This window comes from Amycolatopsis nigrescens CSC17Ta-90 (assembly GCF_000384315.1).
GTDB classification, from domain to species: domain Bacteria; phylum Actinomycetota; class Actinomycetes; order Mycobacteriales; family Pseudonocardiaceae; genus Amycolatopsis; species Amycolatopsis nigrescens.
Genome location: NZ_ARVW01000001.1, coordinates 8,452,049 through 8,476,987 on the forward strand (window position 1 = coordinate 8,452,049; position 24,939 = coordinate 8,476,987).

The following is a 24,939-nucleotide window of genomic DNA, read 5'->3' on the forward strand; positions in this document are numbered from 1 at the left end:
TCCTTCCATCGATAGGTTGCGGCCTCTCCGCTCTGCGCGGCGTTTCGCCGCCCGCCGGGCCTGCCGCGGCCGGCGGTCAGGCACGCCGGTAGCACCAACGCTAGCCAGCCGGCCTCGAAAGTTCGTCCCTCCAGACTCGGCGATCCGAGTCGCTTCCGGACGTACCCGCACCGCACGCCGCCTACCCCAGATGTCAACGGCCGACCCCGGCAAACCCTGGATGTGCCGCGGCCTCCTATTGCGTATGCTTCGGCCCGTGACCAGGGCGGACTCCGGAGAAACCCCCATCAGGGGACTGCACGTGCGCGCCGCGCTCCGGCAGTTGCCCAAGGTCCTTCGCGGCTACGTCGGGGACATCCTGCTGGGCATCACCGTGCTCGTTGCGGTCACCGCCGCCATCGCCGCCGACGTCGGCGGCGGCCGGCCACCGGACGCGTTCTCGTACCTGTTCGCGATCGGGCTCGCGGCGCTGATGCTCGTCCGGCGCAGCTTCCCCGCACTGGCCCTCACCGCCACCGCGGTCGGCATCATGGCCTACTACGCCGCGGGTTACGCGCCGATCGGGCTGGCCGTGCCGGTGGCGGGCGCGCTGTACTCGGCGACCGAGGCCGGCAAGCTCCGCTGGGCGATGGGTACCGCGATCGTCCTGCTGGCGGTGTCCACCGCGTTCCGGGTCGGCGAGGGCGAGACGCTGGGCTACCTGTTCGGCTACGAGTTCGCCTCCACGGCGGGGCTGATGGCCGCCGCGATGGCGCTGGGCGACGGTGTCCGTTCCCGCCGGCGCTGGCGCGCCGAACAGCGGCGGCGCGCCGAGCAGGCCGAGGTGGACCGGCGCCGGGAGGCCGCGCGACAGGTGCAGGAGGAGCGGCTGCGGATCGCCAGGGACCTGCACGACTCGCTGGCGCACACCGCCTCCGTCATCTCGCTGCACGCCCACGTCGCCGACGAGGCGCTGACCGACGACCCCGAGGCGGCGCGTGCCGCCCTGCAGAACGTCCGCCTAGCGACCGGCGAAGCGATCCGGGAACTGCGCACCACCGTCGGTCTGCTCCGCGAGCCGGGTGAACTCGACGAAGAACCCGGTGACGGGGCGGCCCCGGACCGGCTGAGCAGGCTGGCCTCGATGATCGGCCTGACCACGGCCAGCGGGCTGCCGGTGGACGTGCGGATCGAGGGCGAGCCGGTGGACCTGCCCGAGCAGGTGGACACGGCCGCCTTCCGCATCGTGCAGGAGGCGCTGACCAACGTGCTCCGCCACGCGGCGGCGAACAACGCCGAGGTGGTCCTGCGCTACTCCCCCGCCGAACTCGGTATCCGGGTGACCGACGACGGCCGCGGCACCACCGGCACCCGCGTCCGCAACGGCCACGGTATCGTCGGCATGGCCGAACGCGCCGAGCTGGTCGGCGGCGTCTGCACCGCCACCGGGCTGGACGGTGGCGGGTTCCGCGTGGAGGCCACGCTTCCCTTGGGGGGCAAATGATCCGGGTCGCCGTGGTGGACGACCAGCACCTGGTACGGGCCGGGCTGCGCGCACTGCTGGAACGCGCGGAGGACATCACCGTGGTCGGCGAGGCCGACACCGGTGACGGTGGCGTGGAGCTGGCACGGCGGGAGAGGCCCGACGTGATCCTGATGGACATCCGGATGCCCGGCACGGACGGCCTGGAGGCGACCCGCCGGATCCTGGCCGACGACAGCCTGCAGGACGTCCGGGTGGTCGTGCTCACCACGTTCGACACCGACGAAGAGATCTTCGAAGCGATCCGGGCCGGCGCGTCGGGCTTCCTGCTCAAGGACACCGACCCGGAGGGGCTGCGCAACGCCGTCCGCACGGTCGCCGGCGGTGAGGCACTGCTGTCCCCCGCGGTCACCCGGCGCGTGATGGACGCCGCCGCCGCCCGGTTCCGGCCGGCCGGCGACACGCGGCTGGACACGCTCACCGAGCGCGAGCGCGAGGTGCTGATCGAGGTGGCGGCCGGGCGGTCCAACGACGAGGTCGCCGAGGCGCTGTTCATCAGCCCGGCCACCGCCCGCACCTACGTCAGCCGCCTGCTGACCAAGCTGGACGCGCACAGCCGGTCGCAGCTGGTGGTGATCGCCTACGAAACCGGCCTGGCCGCCCCCGGCAGCGCTGGTCCGACGTCGTGAGTGAAAAACGCTGCCGGGGCAACACTTTTCACTCACGAGCGTTGAGCTGCGGAAACGGGGGTCAGATGGTGTTCAGCTTGCGCCGGAGGCCGCGGGTGGCCAGCGCCATCAGCGCGCCGGCCGCGCAGGCCAGCAGCCCGAAGATCAGGAAGTAGGTCTGCAGCGGCAGCACGGTGGACAGCCGCGCCAGCTGCCCGCCGATGCCCGCGCCGAGCGCGGCGAACAGCCAGAACAGGCCGAGGTACTGGTTGGTGAACCCGTCCGGGGCCACCTGCACGGCCACGCTGAGCCCGACCGGCGCGAGCGCCAGCTCACCGCAGACCTGCAGCAGGTAGACCCCGAGCAGCCAGCCCGGCGACACCAGTCCCGCCGAGACCGCGACCTGCGCGGCCAGCGACATCAGCAGGAAGCTCAGCCCCGCGCACAGCAGGGCGCCGGCGAACTTCATCGGCACGTCCACCCGTTTGCCCAGCCGCAGCCAGAGCATGGCGAACAGCGGCGCGCAGATCAGGATGAACACCGGGTGCGCGGACTGGAACCAGCTCGCCGGGATGGTGCCGCCGAAGACCTCGCGATCGGTGAACTCCTCGGCGAACCTGCTCAGCACCGACCCGCCCTGCGCGTAGAGCAGCCAGAACACCGAAGAGCCGCCGAGCAGCACGACGAAGGCCGTCAGCCGGCTCCGGTCCACGGCGCCCAGCAGCGGGTTCTTGCGCAGCCGCAGGTAGAACACCACCGGCAGGGTGACCGTCAGCAGCCCGCACAGCCCGAGGATGTGCTCCACCTGGAACGCGCCGGAGACGATGTCCGCCAGCAGGAGCAGGACCACCGCGCCGATCGCGAACCCCGCCCGTCGGGCGATCACCCGGCCGCGCTCGCTCTCGATCGGTCGGTCCGGCAGCACCCCGAGGTCGCCGAAGTGCCTGGACCCGCCGATGTACTGCAGCAGCCCGAAGGTCATGCCGACCGCGGCGGCGCCGAAGCCGAGGTGCCAGTTCACTTTCTCGCCGAGCAGGCCGGTGATGATCGGCGCGAGGAAGGCGCTGATCTGGATGCTCATGTAGAACACCGACATCGTCGCTTCGCGCTTCTCGTTCTGCCCCTGGTACGGGCTGCTGACCAGCGACGCGATGGACGGTTTCGCCAGCCCGGTACCGAGGATCACGAACAGCAGCCCGAGGTAGAGGAACGGGCGGGCCGGCACGCTCATCGAGTAGTGCCCGAGCGCGATGCAGATCCCGCCGTAGAGCACCGCGCGGCGTGGCCCGAGCACCCGGTCGGCCAGCCAGCCGCCGGGCAGCGCGCCGATGAACATCAGCGACATGTAGGTGCCGAACAGCGCGGTCGCGGTGCCGGTGGCGAGGCCGAACCCGCCATCGGCCTCCGGCGCGACGAGGTACAGGTAGAGGATGGCGGTCATTCCGTAGAAGCTGAACCGCTCCCACATGTCCACCATGAACAGCGTGCTGAACCAGCGTGGCTGGTCCCGGAACATGCGCAGGCTCGACCGCCGCGCACCGGTTCCGCTCACCACCGAGGCCATCGGCCCTTCCCTTCGTCCGGCGAGCACATCCATTTCACTTCGTGTGCACAGTGGACAGTCCTCAGTCGACGGTCCACCGCGGCTTTCGGTGCAGAATGTCCGGTTCTTCTCGAGAACGACTCGCTCCGCCGTCAGGACGCCAGCGCGTCCCGGACCTGCTCGGTCAGCGCGGCCGGAGTGGGCGAGTCCAGCACCAGCCCTGAAGGCAGCCGCAAGCCAGTCGCCGCGTTGAGCCGGTTGCGCAGCTCGACCGCGGCGAGCGAATCCAGTCCCAGCTCGCGGAACTGCTGCCCCGGCCCGACCCCGTCGGCGCCGGAGTAGCCCAGCACGGCGGCGGCCTCGGTGCGCACCAGCTCCAGCAGCAGCCGGTCGCGGTCCGCCTCGGCCAGCTCCGAGAGCCGCTGCCGCAACGTGGGCCCGGCCGCAGCGCGTTCCTCCCTGACGACCCGGCGCACCGGTGCGCGGACCAGACCGCGCAACAGCGGCGACACCGTGCCGCCGGCCTCGTCCGCCAGCCGCATCGGGACCAGTGCCGCGTCCGCGCTGCCGCCGGCGAGATCGAACAGGGCCAGCCCCTGCTCGGACGGCAGCGGCGCCATCCCGCTGCGTCGGACCCGCGCGATGTCGGCCTCGGAGAGGTGCCCGGTCATCCCGCTGCGCTGGGCCCACAGGCCCCAGGCCAGCGACTGGGCCGGCAGCCCGTTCGCCCGGCGGTGCCGCGCGAGCGCGTCCAGGAACACGTTGGCGGCGGCGTAGTTGCCCTGACCCGCCTCGCCGAGCACGCCGGCGGCAGAGGAGAACAGCACGAACGCGGCGAGGTCCGCGTCACGGGTCAGCTCGTGCAGGTGCCAGGCGGCCTCCGCCTTGGGGCGCAACACCTTCCGCATCCGTTCCGGGGTCAGCGCGGACACCACCCCGTCGTCGAGCACGCCGGCGGTGTGCAGCACGGCGGTCAGCGGATGTTCCTCGGGCACCCCGGCGAGCAGGGTGCGCAGGGCTTCCCGGTCGGCGGTGTCGCAGGCGGCGATGGTCACCGACGCGCCGAGCGCGGTCAGCTCCGCGCGCAGCCGCTTCCCTTCCGGCGCGGCCTCCCCGCGACGGCTGGTCAGCAGCAGGTGCCGGCCGCCGTGCCCGGTGACCAGGTGCCGCGCGAGCAGGCCACCGAGGGTGCCGGTGCCGCCGGTGATCAGCACCGTGCCCTCCGGGTCCAAGCCCTTCGGCACGGTCAGCACCAGCTTGCCGACGTGCTTGGCCTGGCTGAGCAGCCGCAGTGCCGCCGGCGCGCTGCGAACGTCCCATGTGGACACCGGGATCGGCCGCAGCACGCCGCGTTCGAACAACGCGAGCACCTCGGCCAGCATCTCCCGTACCCGGTCCGGCGGGACGTCGGGCAGGTTGAACGCCTGGTACTGCACGTCCGGTGCCTGCACGGCAACCTGCCGGGGCTCCCGGATGTCGGTCTTGCCCATCTCGGCGAACCGCCCGCCCGGTGCGAGCAGCCGCAGCGACGCGTCCACGTATGCACCGGCCAGCGAGTTCAGCACCACGTCCACGCCGTGGCCGCCGGTCGCAGCGCGGAAGGAGTCCTCGAACTCCAGCGACCGCGACGAGGCGATATGCGCGTCGTCCAGGCCGAGCCCGCGCAGGGTCTCCCATTTGCCGGGGCTCGCGGTGCCGAACACCTCGGCCCCGAGATGCCGGGCCAGCTGCACCGCGGCCATCCCGACCCCGCCGGTGGCCGCGTGGATCAGCACCTTCTCCCCGGGACGCACCGCCGCCACGTCGACCAGCCCCTGGTACGCGGTGAGGAAGACGATCGGCACCGACGCGGCCTGCTCGAAGGACCAGCCATCCGGGATCCGGGTGACCTTGCGATGGTCCGCGACGGCCAGCGGGCCGAAAGCACCGCCGAACAGGCCCATCACCCGGTCGCCGGGGACAAGCCCGCCGGCCCCCGGCCCGGTCTCCAGCACCACCCCGGCGCCTTCGATGCCCATGCCCTTCTCGGTCGGTACCACGCCGAGCGCGACGATCACGTCGCGGAAGTTCACCCCGGCCGCGCGCACCGCGATCCGGACCTCGCCCTCGGCCAGCGGCCGCTGTGCCTCCGGGGCGGGCAGCAACGCGAGATTTTCCAGCAGCCCCGGCGAAGTCACGTCCAGCTGCCAGGCCGCGGAGTTCGCCGGTGGCAGCAGCGCCGGTCCCGTGGCGGCCTTCACCAGCCGGGGCAGGTGCGGGGTCCCGGCCCGGATGGCCAGCTGCGGTTCACCGGAGGCGACCGCCGCCCGCAGCGCCGCCAAGGACTCAGGCGCACCATCGACGTCGACGAGCACGAACCGGCCAGGATGCTCGGACTGCGCGGACCGCACCAGTCCCCAGACCGGGGCCAGGTCGAGCCCGGTCACCGCGTCGTCCTCGGCCGCCGCGACCGCGTCCCGGGTCACCAGGACCAGCCGGGTGCCAGCGAGGCGTTCCTCGGCGAGCCAGGACGCGAGCAGTTCGAGGGTGTCGGTCGCGGTCGCCACCGCGGTCTCCGGCAGTTCCCCCGGTTGGGGCCGGCAGGTGGCCACCACCGCTCCCGGCACGTCGGTGCCGGCGTCGAGTGCGGCCAATAGTGCGCCGAAGTCCGGGTACCGCGCGACTTCGCCGTCAACGGTCAGGTCGCCGAGTACCGCCCAGGCTTCGCCGTCCCCGACAGGCATGCCCGGCACGGCCGTCCAGTCCACCCGGAACAGCGAATCGCTCGCCGGGTCACGGGTGACCAGCTGCCGGGCGCTGGCTGGCTTGAGCACCAGCCGCTCCACCGAGACCACCGGTTCACCACGGGAATCCGTGGCCAGCAAAGAGATCCCGTCCGCACCGGCGGGTGCGATCCGGCACCGCAGCGCACCGGCCCCGGTCGCGTGCAGCACCACGCCGTGCCAGGAGAACGGCAGTCGCAGCCCGGTCTCACCGCCGAACCGGCCGACGCCGAGTGCCGCGTGCAGCACGGCGTCGAGCAGGGCGGGATGCAGGCCGAAGGAGGTGGCCGCGTCGCGGACCGGCTCCGGCAGGGCGACCTCGGCGTACACCTCGTCGCCGCGCTGCCAGGCGGCCCGCAGCCCGCGGAACGCCGGGCCGTAGCGGTAGCCGCGGGCGGCCAGCCGGTCGTAGAGCCCGGTCAGGTCGACCGGTTCGGCGTTCTCGGGCGGCCACCCCGGCTCGGCGGCGGGTGCCGGGCCTGCCGGAGCGAGGACTCCCGAGGCGTGCCTGGTCCAGGTCTCGCCGGTGCTCTCTTCCGGCCTGGAGTACAGCCGGACCGGGCGGCGGCCGGACTCGTCCTCGCCGCCGACGACCACCTGGGTACGTACCGCACCGGTCGCCGGCAGCAGCAGCGGCGACTCCATGGTGAGCTCTTCGACGCTGCCGAGACCGACCTGTTCACCGGCCCAGCCGGCCAGCTCGGCGAAAGCGGTGCCCGGCAGCAGGGCCGCGGCCTCCGGCCCGGTCAGCCCGGCCACCGCGTGGTCGGCCAGCCAGGGCTGCGCCGCCCGCGACACCCGGCCGGTCAGCAGCAGGCCGCCGGACTCCGGAAGTTCGGTCGAGGCGCCGAGCAGCGGGTGCCCTGCCGTGGAGAGCCCGGCCTCCGGGAGCCCCACCACGTCCGCGGCCTGCCGCTCGGGCCAGTGCCTGCTGCGCTGGAACGCGTACGTCGGCAGGTCCACCTGGCGGGCCCCGTCGAACAGGGCGCTCCAGTCGACACCGGCGCCGCGCACGTGGACCTGTGCCGCCGCTTCGAGCAGCCGGTCCGGGCCGCCCTCGTCCCGGCGCAGCGTGCCCAGCACCACCCCGTCGGCACCGGCCGCTTCCAGGGTGCCCTCGATCCCGACCGCGAGCACCGGATGCGGACCGACCTCCAGGAACAGCCGGTGCCCGTCGGCGATCAGCGCGCGGGTCGCCTGCTCGAACTTCACCGGATTGCTCAGGTTGTCGTACCAGTACTGCGCGTCGAACGTGGCCGTGTCGGCCAGCCCGCCGTGCAGGGTGGAGTAGAACGGCACCCGCGCCGGACGGAAGGTGATGCCGCCGAGCAGTTCGCGCAGCCGCTCGCGCAGCACCTCGACCTGGGGGGTGTGCGACGCGTAGTCCACGTCGATGCGGCGGGCCTGCACGCCGTCGGCCTGGCAGGCGGCCACCAGCTCGGCCAGTGCCTCGGCCTCCCCCGCCACCACGGTGGCGGCGGGGCCGTTGAACGCGGCGAGGTGCACCCTGCCCTGCCAGGCGGCCAGCCGCGGGCGCACCTGCTCGGCTGGCAGCGGCACGCTGGCCATGCCACCGGTGCCGGCCAGCGCGGTGATCGCCTTGCTGCGCAGGGCGACCACTTTGGCGGCGTCTTCGAGCGAGAGCGCACCGGCCACGCAGGCGGCCGCGATCTCGCCCTGCGAATGCCCGATCACCGCGTCCGGCCGAACCCCGACAGCACGCCAGACCTCGGCCAGCGACACCATCATCGCGAACAGCGCGGGCTGCACCACGTCCACCCGGTCCAGCGAGGGCGCGTGCGGGGCACCGCGCAGCACGTCCAGCAGCGACCAGTCCACAAAGGACTCCAGTGCCTCGGCGCAGTCCTGCATGCGGGCGCGGAACACCGGCGACGCGTCCAGCAGTTCCGCCGCCATCCGCGGCCACTGCGAGCCCTGCCCAGGAAAGACGAACACCGTGCCACCGGCGCCCGATGCGGCGCCGGTGACCAGGTTGGCCACCCGGCGGTCCTCCGCGAGCGCGTCCAGGCCGCCGCGCAACCCCGGCGCGTCACGACCGAGCACGACGGCCCGGTGCTCCATCGGGACCCGCTGGGTGGCCAGCGAAAAGCCGACGTCGGCAGGCACCCGCCCCGGCTCGGCGTCCAGGTGATCGGCGAGCCGGACCGCCTGCGCCCGCAGTCCGGCGCCGGTCTTCGCGGACAGCACCCAGGGCACCGGGGCACCTGCGCGCAGCACGGCCGGACCGGTGCGCGTCACCGGCTCCACCGGCTCTTCCGGGGCCTGTTCGAGGACGAGGTGAGCGTTGGTGCCGCTGATCCCGAACGAGGAGACCGCGGCGCGCCGGACCCGACCCCGCCGCGGCCACGGGTGCTGGCCGGTCAGCAGCTCGACGCCGCCACCCGCCCAGTCGACGTGCGTGCTGGGCTCGTCCGCGTGCAAGGTGCGGGGCAGCACCCCGTGCCGCAGCGCCTGCACCATCTTGATCACCCCACCGACCCCGGCGGCGGCCTGGGTGTGGCCGATGTTGGACTTCAGCGACCCGAGCAGCAGCGGATGCTCCGGCGACCGGCCCATCCCGTAGGTGCCCTGAAGCGCCTGCGCCTCGATCGGGTCGCCGAGCGCGGTACCGGTGCCGTGCGCCTCCACCGCGTCCACGTCGTCCGCGGTCAGCCGCGCGTCGGCCAGTGCCCGCCGGATCACCCGCTCCTGCGACGGCCCGTTCGGCGCCGCCAGCCCGTTGCTCGCCCCGTCGGAGTTGATCGCGCTGCCCTTCAGCACGGCGAGCACCGGATGCCCGGCACTGCGCGCGTCGGAGAGCCGTTCCAGCAGCAGCATGCCGGCGCCCTCGGCCCAGGCGGTGCCGTCCGCGCCGGCCGCGAACGCCTTGCAGCGGCCGTCCGGCGCCAGCCCGCGCTGCCTGCTGAACTCGACGAACATCCCGGGCGAGCTCAGCACCGTCGCGCCACCGGCCAGCGCCATCGTGCACTCGCCGTGGCGCAGCGCCCTGATCGCCAGGTGCAGCGCGACCAGTGACGAGGAGCAGGCGGTGTCCACGGTCAGCGCCGGACCTTCGAAGCCGAACACGTAGGAGATCCGGCCGGAGGCGACACTCGCCGTGGTGCCGGTGAGCCGATAGCCGTCGGACCGTTCACCCGCCTCGTACAGCCTGGGGCCGTACTCCTGCGCGGTCGCGCCGACGAACACGCCGACAGCCGCGCCGGCCAGTCCGGCGGGGTCGATCCCGGCCCGCTCGAAAGCCTCCCAGGAGGTCTCCAGCAGCAGCCGCTGCTGCGGGTCCATCGCGGTCGCCTCACGCGGGCTGATCCCGAAGAAGTCGTGGTCGAACTGGTCCGCGTCGTGCAGGAAACCGCCGTGTCGCGCGTAGGTGTGCCCCGGCCGGTCCGGGTCCGGATCGTAGAGCCCGGCCACGTCCCAGCCGCGGTTCACCGGAAACTCGCTGATCGCGTCGGTGCCACCGGCCACCAGCCGCCACAGGTCCTCGGGCGAGCGCACCTCGCCCGGGTACCGGCAGCCCATCGCGACGATCGCGATCGGATCGTCGTCACCGGCGGTCTCCACCGGCGCGGGCGGATCTTCCGCGCTGTGCCGGCCGGCCCGCAGGTGCCCGGCCAGTTCCCGGGGAGTCGGGTGGTTGAAGGTCGCGGTGGCTGGCAACCGCTTTCCGGTGGCTTCACCGAGCCGGTCGCACAGCTCCACCGCCATCAACGAGTTGAAACCCAGGTCGCGGAAGCTGCGGTCCACCGGGACCGCGCCGGAGTCCCGGTGCCCCAGGGTGCTCGCCACGGCCTGCCGGACGAGGTCGAGCAGTTCGCGCGAATCCTCCACGGAGGGCTCAGTGGGCTCGGCGATCGGCGTCGACGGCTCGACTGACATGGTGACCTCCGGAAGCCAGTAGCTGGTGCGGCGGAACGGATAGGTCGGCAGGCTCACCGGCGAAGCCCCGCCGAACAGCGCGTGCCAGTCGATCGGCACGCCACGCACGTGCAGGCCGCCGAGCGCGGTCAGCACCGCACGTTCCTCGGCCTCCTCCCCCAGCGCCGCCACGAAGGCCGAGCCCGGTTCGGCCACCACGTCCCTGGCCAGCACGGTGAGCGCGCCGCCCGGCCCGATTTCGGCGAAGGTGCGCACTCCCCGCTCGTGCAGCGTGGCGACGGCGTCGGCGAACCGCACCGGATCGGTGACGTGGCGCACCCAGTAGTCCGGAATGGACAGTTCGCCGGCCTCGACCGGCTTTCCGGTCCGAGTGGACACAAGGGACAGTTCGGGCTGGTGGAAGGTGAGCTTCTGAGCCACCGCGCGGAACTCGTCGAGCGTCGGCGCCATCAGCGGCGAGTGGAAGGCGTGGCTGACCCGCAGCCGCTTGGTCTTGCGGCCCAGGCTCGCGAAATGCGCGGCAAGTTCGCCGACCGCGTCTTCGGCCCCGGAGACGACGACCGCCTCCGGCCCGTTGACCGCGGCGACGCCGATCGGGCCCGCGATCCCGCCGAGCCGTGCCAGCACCTCTTTTTCGGTGGCCTGCAAGGAACACATCGCGCCACCGCCGGGCAGCTCCTGCATCAGCCTGCCCCTGGCCGCGACCAGGGTGGCGGCATCGGCCAGTGACAGCACGCCCGCGACGTGCGCGGCGGCCAGCTCGCCGACCGAATGCCCGGCCAGGTGGTCCGGCCGGACGCCCCAGGACTCGAACAGCCGGAACAGCGCCACCTCGACCGCGAACAGCGCGGCCTGGGTGTACCCGGTCTGGTCCAGCTCCGCGGCGGCCGCCGTCCCCGGCTCGGCCCAGACGATCTCGCGCACCGGGCGTCCGGTGTGCCGGTCCAGCTCCGCGCAGACGGCGTCGAAAACCCGGGCGTAGGCGGGAAAAGCCGCGTACAGCTGCCGGCCCATGCCGAGCCGTTGTGCACCCTGGCCGGAGAATAGGAAGGCCAACCCGCCCTCGACCGGACGGCCGCGCACCCCGGCGCGCTCACCTGCGGCCATGGCGGCCAGCTCCTCCGGTGCGCCGTCCGGCCCGGCCAGCACCACCGCCCGGTGCTCGAACGCGGTCCTGGTCAGCGCCAGCGAAAGCCCGATGTCCGCGTGCCCGCCGGACACCTCGCGCAGCTGCCCGGCGGCGGCCCGCAGCGCCTCCTCGGTGTGGCCCGACAGGACCCACGGCCGCAGTCCGGCCGCCGGTGCCGCGGGCGAGGGCGTGGCCGGCGGCGGCTCGGCGAGCACGAGATGGCAGTTCGTGCCGCCCATGCCGAAGGAGGACACCCCGGCCACCAGCCGTACGTCCGGCCGCGGCCACGGCCCGAGCTCCGACTGCACGCGCAGCCGCAGCTCGTCCAGCGGGATCCGCGGGTTGGCCCGCTCGAAGTTCAAGCTGGGCGGCAGTTCCCGGTGCGCGATCCCGAGCACGGCCTTGACAAGGCCGGCGATCCCGGCCGCCCCTTCGAGGTGCCCGATGTTGGTCTTCGCCGAACCGACCCGCAGCGCCGAGGACGAGGTGCGGCCGTCGGCGAACACCGCGCCCAGCGCAACCGCCTCGATCGGGTCGCCGAGCGCGGTTCCGGTGCCGTGCAGCTCGACGTACTGCACCTCTTCCGGGCACACCCCGGCCCGGCGGTACGCCGCGCGCATAACGTCTCGCTGCGCGTCCGCGCTCGGCACGGTCAGCCCTTCGGCCGGGCCGCTGTTGCCGACCGCCCCGCCGAGCAGCACGCAGTGCACCCGGTCGCCGTCGGCCAACGCGGCGGCCAATGGCTTGAGCACCACGAACGCGCCGCCCTCACCGCGGACATAGCCGTTGGCGCGGCCGTCGAAGGTGAAACAGCGGCCGTCCGGGGAGAGTGCGCCGAACCGGGAGGTGCCGAGCGCCGCACCGGGCGCCAGGTTGAGCTGCACCCCGCCGGCGATGGCCAGCGTGGACTCGCCACGCCGGAGGCTCTCCGCGGCGAGGTGCACCGCGACCAGTGAGGAGGACTGGCCGCTGTCCACGGCCATGCTCGGCCCGCGCAGGCCGAGCCGGTAGGACACCCGGTTGGCGATCATGCCGCGGTGCAGTCCGGTCAGCGTGTGCTGGGTGACCGAGTCCGCGCCCCGCGCCAGCACCAGTGCCGCGTAGTCGTCGGCGATGGCGCCGGCGAACACCGCGGTCGCGCTGCCGGACAGCTCGCCGGGCACGATCCTGGCGTCCTCCAGCGCCTCCCAGGTCAGTTCCAGGCTGAGCCGCTGCTGCGGGTCCATCGCCACCGCCTCGCGCGGCGAGACTCCGAAGAACTCGGCGTCGAAGCCGTCGACCTGGTCGAGAAAGCCGCCGCGGTGCGCGGTGTCCGGCGCCGCCTCCCGGCGCCCGGCCGGGACCTCGGTGACGGCTTCGCGGCCGTCACGGAGCAGCCGCCAGAACGCGGCCGGCCCGGCGGCCCCCGGCAATCGGCAGGACACGCCGATCACGGCGATCGGGTCGTCGGTCGATGAACTCACTGCGCGCTCCCAGGCAGGTGTGTGGTCCGAGCGCCGGCTAAGACCGGCTCAGCATCCGGTTCAGCGCTTCTTCCAGCACCGGCTCCGGGGCGTCCTGCTCGACCGCCGAGCGCCAGCAGACGAACCCGTCTGGGCGCACCAGCACCGCACCGGCCGCACTGACCCCGAACGCCTCGTGCCACTCGCCCTCGGCCTCGAAATCGGTGCCCGCCTGGTAGACGTCCAGATCGACGCCGAGCCGCTTGGCCACCAGCCTGGCCGCGTCGCCCCACTGCGCCGACTGGCCGCCGACCAGCAGCACCGGCCGGCTGCCGAACAGGTCGAGCAACGAGATCGGCGTGCCGCTGCGCCGCGCCGCCAGATGGGGCGCACGGGTACCGGGCTGCCCGGTGAGTTCGCGCGGGTGCACGGCCGGCACGCCCGGCGCCTGTTCGCTCGCGATCGCGTCCGAGGAGTACCGGTAGCCGAAGGTCACCGTCAGCGTGTCCGCGGTGGCGGCCTTCTGCTGCTCGGTGGCGAACCCCGCTCGCACGGCCAGCCGCAGGCCGGCCTGCTCCATGGTGAACATCGCGACCGGCCGACGCTCGGTGTCGTAGGTATCGAGCAGACCGGGGCCCGCCGTGCCGGCCAGTACTGCGGCCAGCTTCCAGGCAAGGTTGTGCGCGTCCTGGATGCCGGTGTTGGCGCCGTAGCCGCCGACCGGCGGGATCACGTGCGCGGCGTCGCCGGCCAGGAAGACCCTGCCCTCGGCGAACCGCTCGGCGGTCAGTGCCGCCATCTCCCACGGCAGCACGCTGCGGATGCCGACCTCCAGCTCGGGCAGCCCGATCGCGGCCCTGACCAGCTGCACGCACCTGGCCTCGGTGAAGTCCTCCGCGCTCTCCCCCTGCTCGGGGTGGTAGGTGACGATCAGGGTGCCCTGCTCGAGCGAGTCGTCGTGCCCGAGGATGCCTTCCACCTCGGGGTTGTCCACCTGGCAGATGGCGAAGCGCCTGCCGTTCAACGGGCCTTCCAGCGCGGCCCGGAACAGGATGCTGATCTGGTGGCGCAGGGTGCCCCTGCCGTGGCGCTCGATGCCGAGCTGTTCCCGGATCCGGCTGTGCGCGCCGTCCGCGGCGATCACGTACTGCGCGCGGATGGTCCGTTCTTCGCGGGTGTCCCCGTCGCGGACCACCGCCGTCACCCCGTCCGCGTCGGGGGTCAGCCGGACCAGGGTGCGGCCGAACCGGAGGTCCCCGCCCAGCTCACCGGCCCGGCGCAGCACGATCGGCTCCAGCCGGTCCTGGCTCAGCGAAACGATCCGCTGGACCGGGCTGATGTCGCTGACGTCCTCCGGATCCGGGATCTCGGTGCGGAAGATTTCCTTACCGGTCAAGGACTCCACCTTGCAGTTGAGCGTGTGCCCGACGAACCCGGCGCTCTCCCGCAGTACGTCGCCTTCGATGCCGACGGTGCGCAGCAGCTCCAGGGTGCGCGGATACCACCCCCAGGCACGCGGGTGGATCGAGGTACCCGATCGGCGCTCCACCAGCACGGAGTCGACCCCGTGCCAGGACAGGAACAGGCTGGCGGACAGCCCGACCAGTCCACCGCCGACGATCAGGACCGGTGTTGTTTCGTCGCACACGGCATTCCCCTTCTGTGGCCTCGTTCCGGGGCCCTGTTTCCGCCGGACGAGCGTTACCCTGTCAGCGAGGCTTGGAGAACCGCTCGAAGCGGCCTTGTCCTCCGGCCGTCCACTGAGGATTTCCCCGGTGCGCCCTCCACGCGCCTTCGACCCCGCGTTGAGCCGACAGGGCCAGCATCCTTGCGATTCGACCGTTCGCGCTGGGGCGCCGCAGGGCAACGCAGACAGCGATAGTGACAAGGGAGCCTTGGTGTGACCACCGAAACCAAGATCAGTGATGTTGACTCGACCACGATCCTGAAGCTGGCGCAGGCCTACTGGGCGGCGAAGACCATTCTCAGCGCAGCCGAGCTGAACCTGTTCACCGTGCTGGCCGAGGCGCCTGCCACGGAGGCGGAGATCCGCGAGCGACTCGGCCTGCACCCGCGTGCCACGCAGGACTTCTTGGACGCGCTGGTGGGCCTCGGCCTGCTCGCGGTCGAGGACGGCCGGTACCGCAACGGCGACGCCGCCGACCTGTACCTCGACGAGAACAAGCCGTCCTACGTCGGCGGGTTCCTGAAGCTGCTGAACTTCCACTACAACCTGTGGGGCGGCCTCACCGACCTGCTGCGCACCGGCAACTCGCAGCTCAAGGGCGGCCAGGACTTCAGCAAGCTCTACGCCAACCCGGCCGGGGTGCGGAACTTCATGGTCGCCATGGACGGCGCGGCCGCGGACGTCGGCCCGGCGCTGGCCCAGGAGTTCGACTGGAGCGCCCACGAGTCCTTCATCGACGTCGGCGGCGCCAGGGGCAACCTGGCCGCCGAGATCGTCAAGGCGCACCCGCACCTGCGCGGCGCCTGCTACGACCTGCCGCAGGTCGAGCCGTTCTTCCACGAGCACATGGAGCAGCTCGGCATGGTGGACCGGGTGGTGTACGAGTCGGGTGACTTCTTCCACGACCCGATGCCGTCGGCCGAGGTGATCGTGTTCGGGCACGTCCTGCACGACTGGAACGACGACAACCGGATGACCTTGCTGCGCAAGGCCTACGACGCGCTGCCCGAGGGCGGCTGCGTGCTCATCTACGACGCGCTGACCGACAACAACCCGGCGAACTTCCTGCGCAGCCTCAACATGCGCCTGGTGACCCCCGGCGGGTCCGAGTACAGCGAGGCGTCCTGCAACGGCTGGCTGGAGGACGCCGGCTTCACCGGTATTTCGGTGAAGCCGCTGGTCGGCCCGGACATGCTCGTCGTGGGCTACAAGCCGGCCGGCTGAGCGCGCGGACGCTCGAGCCGTATTCGAGCACCTCTCCAGGCCGATCCGCCAAGGATGGGCCGCTGATCCCTACCCCCGTCCGACTCCGCTAGGAGGATTCATGACCGATTCGCATTCCGCCGCGCGAACGCCGGCGACGGGCAACCGGCTTTCGCGCCGCTTGTTCGTCACCGGTGCGGCCGCCACCGGCCTCGCCGCCGCGGGCACCGCCGTCGCGCAGGCCGCCCCCGGACGCGACTTCGGCCGGCCACGCCCGGCTAAGACGCTCGATGTGGTGCTGCACCCCGATTCGCTGACCGCGCCGGACAAGCTGCCGACCGGGGTGGTCCGCTTCCAGGTCAGCGTCTCCCAGCCGGCAGGCCGCGCGCTGCTGCTGATCCGGCTGCGCGACGGCGCGTCGATCGAGGAGTTCCTCGCCAACCTGGCGCGCACCTCCTCGCACGACCCGGCGGAGCGGGCGCAGGCGGCCAGAGATCTCGACGCGGCCGCGGAGTACCTCGGCGGCGCAGGAGTGTCCGGCACCGTGAAGGTGGGCTTCACCCGGATACTCGGGCCGGGCACCTACCACCTGGTCAACTTCAACTACGCGAGCGCGACCGAGACCCCGCCGGTGAAGGTGGTCACGGCCGCCGATCCCTGCCAGGGCGGGTATCCGCTGCCGGACGACGTCATCATCCACACCCACCGCGGCGACGACTGGGGTTTCGACGTGCCGACCGGAACGCTCAAGGCGTCCGGTAGCCACCAGGTCTTCAACTCGACCGGCTCGGCGCACGAGGTGATGCTCGCGCCGGTCAAGCCGGGCACCACGGTCGCGCAGGTCGAGGAGTACTACGCGTCGATGAAGCTGGGCAAGGTCCCGCCGCCGGACAAGGTGCCGCTGACCGGCTGGCCGAACGGGCTCGGTGTGATCGCCCCCGGTGGCTCCGCCGTGCTGCATACCGACTTCCCGCCCGGCGAGTACCTGATGTTCTCCTACATCACCAACACCGACACCGGCTACCCGCGCGCCTACGAAGGCATGTTCCGCCTCACCAAACTGGTCTGACCCAGGTCGCTGAAAGGCCCGTGGAGCCACTCGCTCCACGGGCCTTTCACCATGCGGCGTCGTGAGTGAAAAGTGTTGCCGGGACAACACTTTTCACTCACGACCGCTGACCTGGGGAAACGCGAGAAGGGCCGGTCCGCGTGGACCGGCCCTTCCTTGCTGCCCGGCTCAGACGTCGACGCGGACTCCGTACAGGTCCAGCCACAGGTTCAGCTGGAACAGCATCTCCACATGCGTACGGGCCACCCAGCCTCGCGGCCCCGCCACCAGCGAGGCCGGGTCGTCGATCACCCGCCGCGCCGCGGCGACGTCCACCAGCGGGGCCACCGGGGCGTTGCGGTCGGCGACCAGCTCGGCCAGCTCGGCGCAGATCGCCTTGGCGTAGGATTCGTCCTGCGGCACCGGGTACGGCGACTTTCGGCGCTCCAGAATGGACTCCGGCAGGACGTCCTTCAGCGCGGCGCGCAGCAGGCTCTTCTCCCTGCCGTCGAAGGTCTTCGCCGACCACGGCGCGTTGAACACGTACTGCACGAGCCGGTGGTCGCAGTAGGGCAGCCGGAACTCCAGCCCGACCGACTGCGCGATCGACTCGCCGTGCGGCAGCAGGGTCTCCAGCCAGTTCGTCACGTTCAGGTACCAGACCTCGCGCATCCGGCGGTCGTGCTCGGACTCGCCGGCCAGCTTCGGCACCCGCGACATCGACTCGGCGTACCGGTCACCGCAGTAGCCGCGCATGTCCAGCTTGCCGAGCAGGCCGGCGTCCACCAGGTCGGTGCCCATCCCGTGCTGCCCGCCACCCCAGTGCGCCATCGCGACCCACGGGAAAGTCGGCGCCTTGAGCAGCGGTTCCATCGACATCCACATGGTGCCGCCGAAGACCCCGTCCGCGGCGTCCCCGAGCATGGCCACCGGGGTGCGCTCGCGGATGGCCCGGCAGAGCACGTAGAGCGAGGTGTTCATATTGCCCAACGGGCTGGGCACGTCCTTGGCACGCAAGGAGTTCACCTTGACCACCGGGTCGAGCAGGTCGGCCGTGCTGAGCACGATGTCGGTGTGCTCGGCGCCGACCTTCTGCACCAGCTCCTGGACGAACGGGCCGTCCTCGGTGCCCCACACCTCGTCCGCTTCGAACTCGCCCTCCTTGGCGAAGGCGACGGTGTAGGTGTGCAGCGGGCCGTCGCCGCGCTTGGCCAGCACGTTCGCGGCCAGCGCGGTGAGCCCGCTGGAGTCGAGACCGCCGGAGAGCATCATGCTCGGCTGGACGTCCGCGCCGAGCTGCGCGGTCAGCGAGTCGTCGATCAGCTCGCGCACGGTGCTGATCGTGGTGTCCAGGTCGTCGGTGTGCTCGGTCGCTTCGAGCGCCCAGTACTGGTGCTCGCGGAAGCCGTCGCGGTGCACCCGCAGGAAGTGCCCGGGGCGCACCTGGTGCATGCCGCGGAACACGCCGTGCCCCGGGGTGCCGGCGTAGGACAGGATCTCGCGCAGGCCGTCGAGGTCCACCACCGAGTCCACCAGCGGGTTGGCCAGTATCGCCTTGCGCTCGGAGCCGAACACCATGCCCCGTGCGGTCGGGTGGTAGAACAGCGGCTTGTTGCCGATCCGGTCGCGGATCAGGGTGAGCGTTTCGTCGCGCGCGTCCCAGACCGAGATGCCGTACGCGCCGGCCAGGTGCACCGCGCAGTCCGCGCCCCATTCCAGGTAGGCGCACAGGACCACCTCCACCGGCGACTCCCCGCGGAAGTGGTGCCCGGCCGCCTTCAGCTCGGCGCGCAGCGCGGCGGCGTTGTAGATCTCACCGGTCAGCCCGGCCACCGCGATGGTGCGGCCACCCTCGGCCAGTACGAACGGCTGCGCCGTGTGCTCGGCGTCCAGCCGCAGCGCCCGGTGGCCGAGCACGGCGTTCGGCGAGACCCAGACGTCCTCCGCGTCCGGTCCGCGGCAGGCCATGGTCGCGGTCATCGCCCGCACCGTGGCCTGTTCCCGCGAAAGGTCCCGTTGATAGTCGACCCAACCGGCGATACCGGACATGGCGCGACCCTCCATTCGTCTCGTGCGTACGGCCGCGGCGGGCGCCACGGCCGGGAAGATCCAGGAAGATCCGGGAAGATCACTGTGGCGGGACCGTTTCGTCCACCGGCACGCTTTCCGGGCGGCGCAGCATCTCCACCACGGCGCAGGACCAGGTGAACCCGGCGCCCACGCTGACCAGCAGGCACCGCTGCCCCGGCAGCAGCGCGCCGGAGTCGGCGAGGTGGCCGAACCCGGCGATCTGGTCGCCCGCGCCGAGATGGCCGACCCGGTGGCCCCAGGACCAGGTGGTCCGGTCGAGGTCGACCTCGAACTTGCGCAGGAACTGTTCGTCCAGCCGCGGCTTGCCCAGGTTCGGCAGCACGAACCAGTCGATTTCGCCGAGTTCCAGGCCCGCGTCGGACAGGGCCTGCTTCACCGCCGCGCGCTGACCAGCCTCGAACCGGTCGAGCACGGTGTCCAGGCCGGTCTCCGAGACGAAACCGCGGCGGTGCGCGTCCACGTCCACCGGCTCACCGGAGCTGTACGGCGCGTCACCGAACCGCGCGTTCCCGCGCTGCATCCGTTCCAGGCTCGGGTCGGAGACCGTGGCCAGGCTGCGCAGCCGCGCGAAACCGTCGCGTGTGGACAGTACGGCCGCGGTGCCGCCGTCGGCGAGCACGGTGCCGGGATCGCTGCGCCAGCGATCGATCCCCGGCGCGCAGAACCGGTCCCCGGTGGTCACCAGTGCCTGGTTGTGCGCGGGGTCGGCCAGCAGGTACCCGGCCGCGAGCTCGAGCGCGGCAAGCCCGCCGTTGGACATCTGCGCGACCTCGATCGCGGGGCAGGCGTTGCCCACCGCCACCCGCTGAATGTACGAGGCTGGCGTCCACAGGTCGTGGCCCTGGTAGTAGATGCTCGCGTGCAGGATCAGGTCGATCTCGTCCGGCTGGCTGCCGGCCTGGCGCAACGCGATCCGCGCCGCCCGCGCGGCCAGCTCCGGCGCTGACTCGTGCTCGGAGACGCACACCGACTCGATCCTGGTCCGCCAGATGGTCCGGCGATCGCAGAGCCCGGCGCGCTCGGCCTCCTCGATCGTCATCGCCGGTGGCAGCCTGCGGCCGGTGCCCGCGATGTACACGTTCGGCAGCCTCATGGGTTCCTTTCGACAGCTACTCGAACGCGTGTCAGCCGACGGCCACCGGCGCCGCACCACCGGTCAGCGCGTGCACCAGCGCCAGCGACGTCATCGACCCGCCACGGCGGAACTCGTCGAGCCGCCGCCGGTTCTCCACGTGCTCCGAGCTGAGCTCGAAGGCGCGGAAGCTGGTCGCGTCGGTCCACTCGCTCACCACGTAGTAGACGGCCTCCTCGTCGGTGCTCTTCATCAGCCACTGGCCCTGGTTGGCCGGTTCACGGCCGATCCGCTCGGCGATCGAGAGCCAGGTCTGCTCGAACCGCTCCTCGGTGCCGGGATGCACGTCGAACCGCAGCAGCACCCGGAACGGGCGCGACCTCCCGGCCGCCGTCTCGATCTGCTTCTTGATGTGCGCCAGTTGCAGGGGCACGGTCTTCTGCAGCAACGCGACCATGGCGTTGTCGTCGTAGGGCATCGCGTCGCTGACGTGGAACTCGTGCACCCAGCGCAGTTCGACACCGCCGGCGGTCTCCACGTACTGCCAGGAAATGTCCATGAAGTCGAAGGCGTGCCCGTCGAGCTGACGCATCCGCGCGGTCCGTTTCGCGGGGTCGACCGCCCGTTCGGCGGCCCAGCCGTGGCTGCTGCCCCGCTCGTCCGGGCGCATGGTGACCCGGAACCGCGTGGTGTCGCCCTCGGCACCGAGGATCTCGGTGGCGGCGTAGTCGTTGAACAGCTCCGGCCAGGACGCGACGTCGTTCGTCATGTCCCACACCAGGTCCATCGGGGCGTCGATGACGATCGACGCGTGGTTGCAAGCGGCCAAGGGTCCAACCTCTCTGCTCTCGGGTGCGCGGTGGAACCGGCGCGGCCCGACCCCATGGGGTTGAAAGGCCGGACCGCGCCGGAGTCGCGGGGACGGCTCAGACGGCCGTGCTCAGCTGCCGGTTGACGTAGTCGATGGTGTCCCTCGGCGTTTCCATGTCGCCGACGGCGCCGTCCGGTACCGAGACCGCCAGCTCCTTCTCGATCTTGTTGGCCACTTCGAGCACGGCCAGCGAGTCGTAGCCGAGGTCGGTGAACGGCACGTCCAGGATGTCGCCGTCGAGGTCGACCGAGTCGTCGACGCCGACCGTCGCCCTGATGATCCGGCGCAGGTCGTCGGTGGTGAATTCAGCCATCTTGTCCTCCTGTTTCACGGGCTGCTTTACGAGCTACCGTTCGGATGCGGCGCGCACGACGAGCGCCGAGTTGAAGCCGCCGTACCCACGGCCGAGCACGAGCGCGGTGCGCACCGATGCCTTCCGGGGACGGCCGCGGACCAGGTCGAGCTCGCAGCCCGGCGCGAGATCGGTGACGTTGACCGTCGGCGGGATGACACCGTCCCGGATGGACAGCAGCGCACCGGCGGTGTCCAGCGCACCGGCGCCGGCGTAGATCCGCCCGGTCATCGTCTTCGGCGCGGTGACCGGCACCCCGGCCGGACCGAAGATGGCGGTGATCGCCCGCGCCTCGGCCAGGTCCAGCTCCGGCACCCCGGCCGCGTCGGCGAACACCACGTCCACGTCCGCGGCGGTGATGCCGGCGTCGGCCATCGCGCGCTCCGCCGCGGCCTGCAGCGTCGGCGCACGGCCGGTCCCTGGACGCGGATCGAAAGTGGCCGCGTAACCGGCGATCTCCCCGTAACACTGCGGCGCACCCCGTTCGGCGGCCAGCTCGGCGTCCTCGATCACCAGGATCGCGCCGCCCTCGCCCGGCACGTAACCGCAGGCGTCCGGGGAGAACGGCAGGTACGCGTTCGCCGGATCCTCACGGCCGCTGAGCAGCCCGGTCGGGATCTGGGCGACGATCCCGGCCGGTGACATCGCCGACTCGGTCCCGCCGACCAGCGCCATCCGATGCTGCTGACGCAGTACCCGCCTGCCCTGCCCGATCGCGTCCAGCCCACCGGCCTGCTCCGAGACCACCACCCCGCAGTGCCCGCGCAGCTTGTGCCGGATGGACAGCTGACCGGTGGTGGCGGCGAAGAACCAGGCGATGGACATGTACGCGCTGACGTGGTCGGGCCCCTGGCTCCACAGGTTCTCCAGCTCCCGCTGCCCGAACTCCACCCCGCCGGTCGCGTTCGCGGTGATCACGCCCAGCTCGTACTCGGGCAGCCCGGCGGGGTCGATCTTCGCGTCGGCGAGCGCCCGGTCGGCGGCCACGAAGGCGAGATGGCTCATCATCGAGGTCTCGAACAGCAGCCTGCTCGACACGTGGTCGCTGGGTTCGAAGGTGTTCAGCTCACCGGCGAGCGTGACCGGGTAGCCCGAGCAGTCGAACCGCTGGATGCGGTCGATGCCGCTCTTTCCGTCCAAAGTGGCGGCCCAGTAGTCCTCGGCCCCGATCCCGTTCGGCGCCATCACGCCGAGTCCGGTCACAATCGTTTTGGCGGTCCCGCTCATGCGCGCACCGCCTCGGGCCCGGCGACCACGATGGCGCTCTGGAAACCACCGAAACCGCTGCCGACCGAGAGCACCACGTCGGTCTTGTGCTCGCGCGCGGTCAGCGGCACGTAGTCGAGGTCGCATTCGGGGTCCTTGGTACGCAGGTTCGCGGTCGGCGGGACGACGTTGTTCTCGATCGCCAGCGCACAGGCGGCGACCTCGATCGAGCCGATCGCCCCGAGCGAATGCCCCACCATGGACTTGATCGAGCTCATCGGCACCTGGTAGGCGTGCTCCCCGAGGCTGCGTTTCACCGCGGCCGTCTCGTGCCGGTCGTTCTGCTTGGTCCCGGAGCCGTGCGCGTTGACGTAGTCGATGTCGGTGGCGTTGAAGCCGCCCTGGTCCATCGCCACCCGGATCGCCTCGGCCATCTCCCGGCCGTCCGGCTTCAGCCCGGTCATGTGGTAGCCGTTCGCGCGGGTGGCGTAACCGGCGATTTCGCAGTAGATGTGCGCACCCCGCTTGCGGGCCGCCTCGGCGTCCTCCAGTACGAACATGGCCGCGCCTTCGCCGAGGACGAGGCCGCGACGCTCACCGTCGAACGGGCGGCAGGCCGACGCCGGGTCGTCGTTGAAGGTGGAGGTCGCCTTGATCGCGTCGAAACAGGCCACCGTGATCGGCGAGAGCGGGGCGTCGGTCGAGCCGGCGATGACCACGTCGGCGCTGCCGTCGGCGAGCAGGCCGGCGGCATAACCGAGCGCGTCGATCCCCGAGGTGCAGCCCGACGAGACCACCGAGGTGGGGCCTTCCGCCCCGGTGTCCCAGGCGATCTCGCGGGCCAGCGAGCTCGGCGCGAAGTAGTCGTACAGATGCGGCACGGCGTACTCGTGGTCGACGACCCATTTCCGGCCGCCGTCACTGACCACTGTGTACTCCTTCTCCAGCCCCATGGTGCAGCCGACCGCGTTGCCGACGGTCACCGCGGTGCGTCCCGGCTCCACGTCCGGGATGCTGAGGCCGCTGTCCGCGACGGCCTCGCGGGTGGCGACCACGGCCAGCTGCGCGCCGCGGTCCATCCGCCGGACCTCCTGCGGGGTCAGGCCGTGCGCGACCGGGTCGAAGTCGCATTCGGCGGCCACCTGGGAACGGAACTCGGTGGGGTCGAAGAAGGTGATCCGCCGCATCGCGGCCCGGCCGCTGGTCAGCCGGTCCCAGAAGGCCTTGCGCCCGATGCCTCCCGGGGCGACCACCCCGATGCCGGTGATCGCGACTCGTCGCTTGTTCACGGCAAGCTCCCGACCTCGGGCAGCTGCTCGCCGGCCCGGTCCGCGCGCTCTTCGGTGTCCACATGGCCCAACTCCGGCCGGGGCGCCAGCGGGCTGAGCTGGAAGACCAGCCTGGCCGGCTCGGCCCCCTTGTTCTCCATCCGGTGCTTGGCGCCGATCGGCACCATCAGCGCGTCCTCGGGGTTGAGTTGGATCAGTTCGGCGCCGACCTGCATGGTGACGCTGCCGCTGACCACGTAGACGAACTCCTCGGAGTACGGGTGGTAGTGCTCGGCCACGTAGTCCCCCGGTTCCAGGGTCACCACCCCGCCGAAGCCCGAGGTGGACTGCACGGTCTTGGGGCTGAGCAGCACGCGGACGTCTCCCCCGCGCCGCCGGTTGGGCGGCACGTCGCCCACCGTGATCTTCGCTGCCGTGGTGGTCACGACTGTCTCCTTTCGGCGGGTCACTTGTCCTCCGGCGTCCACGAGTAGAAAACCTCTGCCATGGCGTCCTTCGGTTCCTTCCAGTTCGGATCGAAGGGCGTCATGTACTCCGCCAGCTTGTGGTGGATGTCCTGGAAGAGCGGATGGCTGCGCGCGCGGTAGAGCGGCTCGGTGATGTCCTTCTCCGCTTCCACGAGCTGGAAGTACAGCCCGTGGAAGCGGAAGAGGGTCCGCCGGTCGACGCCGATCATGTGCGGCAGCTCGGTCGCGTCCGACTCGGCCCACACGTCGCGGACTCGCTCGGTATCCTCCGGATTCATCCTGGCAACGATTAGCGTCCGGTGCACCACGACATATTTCCTCTCCGCACCCCGTTCGGCCGGGCACATTTCGAATAGCGCCGCTCGCGCCTCTTGCCTGGACTCGACTGGTCTGAACTGGCCCGGACTGGCACTGCGGCGTTGCTGGCGGGAACTCTGGCACCCGGCACTCGCGAGGCGATAAAGCCGGGATAGTGCGCTACTGGACCGCAATCCGAGAGTTCTCCGACGTGCCAAGGATCGACGGCGCGGAGCACGATTCAGTCACGGCGGCGGTCGCAGGCGCATACAGCCCGTGATCAACAGAGTGAGCGGCTACCACGGTCGCGAATAAGTCTCACAATGACCTCGATGCGTGCTCGCGGTCGGTGTCCGTTCGGCGACCGGATGCGACACCGACAAGAGAACCGTTATGGCGGAACCAAAAGCGCGCATCCGGGCTAATGCCTTTTCAGCCGGGCGTGACACTTCA

General features: G+C 71.7%; 15 protein-coding genes. 4 read left to right on the plus strand and 11 right to left on the minus strand.

The annotated features are described in order from the left end of the window. The first annotated feature begins 256 nt into the window (after window positions 1-256). Both AMYNI_RS0140005 and AMYNI_RS0140010 read left to right on the plus strand, forming a co-directional pair. The gene (locus tag AMYNI_RS0140005; RefSeq protein ID WP_245574106.1) at window positions 257-1,483 is read left to right on the plus strand and encodes a sensor histidine kinase; all 1,227 of its coding nucleotides are present in this window, start codon (window positions 257-259) and stop codon (window positions 1,481-1,483) included. Continuing rightward, entirely contained in the window at window positions 1,480-2,151 is a 672-nt protein-coding gene (locus AMYNI_RS0140010; protein WP_020673759.1) for a response regulator, read from the plus strand. Before AMYNI_RS0140005 ends, AMYNI_RS0140010 begins: the two co-directional genes overlap by 4 nt. 61 nt (window positions 2,152-2,212) lie before the next feature. Here the strand turns inward: AMYNI_RS0140010 and AMYNI_RS0140015 are convergent, their stop codons facing one another. The 3 genes from AMYNI_RS0140015 to AMYNI_RS0140025 all read right to left on the minus strand — a co-directional run bounded on the left by AMYNI_RS0140015 (window position 2,213) and on the right by AMYNI_RS0140025 (window position 14,551). Further along, on the minus strand, window positions 2,213-3,694 hold the full coding sequence (locus AMYNI_RS0140015; protein ID WP_020673760.1) for a peptide MFS transporter: 1,482 nt from the start codon (window positions 3,692-3,694) through the stop codon (window positions 2,213-2,215). 131 nt (window positions 3,695-3,825) lie between these two features. Beyond that, a complete protein-coding gene (locus tag AMYNI_RS0140020) occupies window positions 3,826-12,924 on the minus strand; it encodes a type I polyketide synthase (protein ID WP_020673761.1) in 9,099 nt (3,032 codons plus the stop codon). A 37-nt stretch (window positions 12,925-12,961) separates the two neighbouring features. After that, window positions 12,962-14,551: an FAD-dependent monooxygenase gene (locus AMYNI_RS0140025; protein WP_020673762.1), complete on the minus strand. Its 1,590-nt coding sequence runs from the start codon at window positions 14,549-14,551 to the stop codon at window positions 12,962-12,964. A 252-nt stretch (window positions 14,552-14,803) separates the two neighbouring features. On the opposite strand from AMYNI_RS0140025, the gene AMYNI_RS0140030 reads away from it, so the two are divergent. Together AMYNI_RS0140030 and AMYNI_RS0140035 are read left to right on the plus strand one after the other, a co-directional pair. Further along, window positions 14,804-15,814, plus strand: coding sequence for a methyltransferase (locus AMYNI_RS0140030; protein ID WP_020673763.1), 1,011 nt, complete (start codon window positions 14,804-14,806; stop codon window positions 15,812-15,814). A gap of 100 nt (window positions 15,815-15,914) precedes the next feature. Beyond that, window positions 15,915-16,862: a hypothetical protein gene (locus tag AMYNI_RS0140035; protein WP_020673764.1), complete on the plus strand. Its 948-nt coding sequence runs from the start codon at window positions 15,915-15,917 to the stop codon at window positions 16,860-16,862. 168 nt (window positions 16,863-17,030) lie between these two features. Here the strand turns inward: AMYNI_RS0140035 and asnB are convergent, their stop codons facing one another. From asnB to AMYNI_RS0140075, 8 genes are all read right to left on the minus strand, one after another. Then, window positions 17,031-18,890: an asparagine synthase (glutamine-hydrolyzing) gene (asnB, locus tag AMYNI_RS0140040; protein ID WP_020673765.1), complete on the minus strand. Its 1,860-nt coding sequence runs from the start codon at window positions 18,888-18,890 to the stop codon at window positions 17,031-17,033. Window positions 18,891-18,969: 79 nt separating this feature from the next. Further along, on the minus strand, window positions 18,970-20,025 hold the full coding sequence (locus AMYNI_RS0140045; protein WP_020673766.1) for a ketoacyl-ACP synthase III family protein: 1,056 nt from the start codon (window positions 20,023-20,025) through the stop codon (window positions 18,970-18,972). A 31-nt stretch (window positions 20,026-20,056) separates the two neighbouring features. Further along, window positions 20,057-20,833, minus strand: coding sequence for an SRPBCC family protein (locus AMYNI_RS50410; protein WP_020673767.1), 777 nt, complete (start codon window positions 20,831-20,833; stop codon window positions 20,057-20,059). 97 nt (window positions 20,834-20,930) lie between these two features. Beyond that, window positions 20,931-21,188: an acyl carrier protein gene (locus AMYNI_RS0140055; RefSeq protein ID WP_026361527.1), complete on the minus strand. Its 258-nt coding sequence runs from the start codon at window positions 21,186-21,188 to the stop codon at window positions 20,931-20,933. A gap of 33 nt (window positions 21,189-21,221) precedes the next feature. Then, window positions 21,222-22,454, minus strand: a complete 1,233-nt coding sequence (locus AMYNI_RS0140060) for a ketosynthase chain-length factor (RefSeq protein WP_040406252.1) — start codon at window positions 22,452-22,454, stop codon at window positions 21,222-21,224. Beyond that, a complete protein-coding gene (locus AMYNI_RS0140065) occupies window positions 22,451-23,722 on the minus strand; it encodes a beta-ketoacyl-[acyl-carrier-protein] synthase family protein (protein WP_020673770.1) in 1,272 nt (423 codons plus the stop codon). The genes AMYNI_RS0140060 and AMYNI_RS0140065 overlap by 4 nt, the downstream gene beginning before the upstream one ends. Beyond that, window positions 23,719-24,147: a cupin domain-containing protein gene (locus tag AMYNI_RS0140070; RefSeq protein WP_020673771.1), complete on the minus strand. Its 429-nt coding sequence runs from the start codon at window positions 24,145-24,147 to the stop codon at window positions 23,719-23,721. The genes AMYNI_RS0140065 and AMYNI_RS0140070 overlap by 4 nt, the downstream gene beginning before the upstream one ends. Before the next feature lie 20 nt (window positions 24,148-24,167). Then, window positions 24,168-24,467, minus strand: a complete 300-nt coding sequence (locus AMYNI_RS0140075; protein WP_020673772.1) for a TcmI family type II polyketide cyclase — start codon at window positions 24,465-24,467, stop codon at window positions 24,168-24,170. Window positions 24,468-24,939 lie beyond the last annotated feature (472 nt).